Source organism: Pseudomonas sp. EL_65y_Pfl1_R83, from assembly GCF_963970695.1.
In the GTDB taxonomy this organism is placed as follows: domain Bacteria; phylum Pseudomonadota; class Gammaproteobacteria; order Pseudomonadales; family Pseudomonadaceae; genus Aquipseudomonas; species Aquipseudomonas tritici.
On record NZ_CAXAQI010000227.1, the window covers coordinates 1 to 533 of the forward strand.

1 protein-coding gene is annotated in these 533 nt (G+C 61.4%); it reads right to left on the reverse strand.

Translation table 11 applies throughout. The annotated features are described in order from the left end of the window. Positions 1–216: 216 nt before the first annotated feature. The coding region (locus AACY08_RS28555) for a hypothetical protein (RefSeq protein WP_339472451.1) at positions 217–533 on the reverse strand (317 nt) is incomplete at its 5' end.

Sequence of the window (533 nt, forward strand, 5' to 3'; positions counted from 1 at the left end):
GCCCAGATCCGAGACCTTATCGAGACGGGTGACCTCTTAGGTCCTGTCCAGACCATTGTCCTGTTTAGGATGACGACGTAGATGGATCAGCCCGACCGCCGCGCTAACCCAAAGAGCGGGCGGTGGTCGGGCTGATCCATCTCCTCCCGCGGCGACTGATCCAATCTGCATCGAGATGGGCGTGGCCACGTTGGTCGGACGCGAGGGAGAAATTCTTCAATCGGACCGCGATTTGAAGACGAGTATAGCGGCCCCAGAACCGCCCAGCGCCCGCGCGGCGACGTAGAGCCGGCTCTCTTGTGAAACAAGCAAGCCGGTCCTCGCGCCGGAACGCGACGGAACGCCGGCCGTCATCTCAAAACCTGACGCACCGTGACGATAAACGTCGATCTCCCCGGAACCGCAGATGACAAACAACTGTCCGCCGGCTTCGTCAAAGAAAACATCATCAGAATCGCCGCACGTATCGAGCACTTGCCGCTCAGTCCCGGTGGCCGGATCGACGAGTGCGAGCCGCGCCGGCAGACGATAGG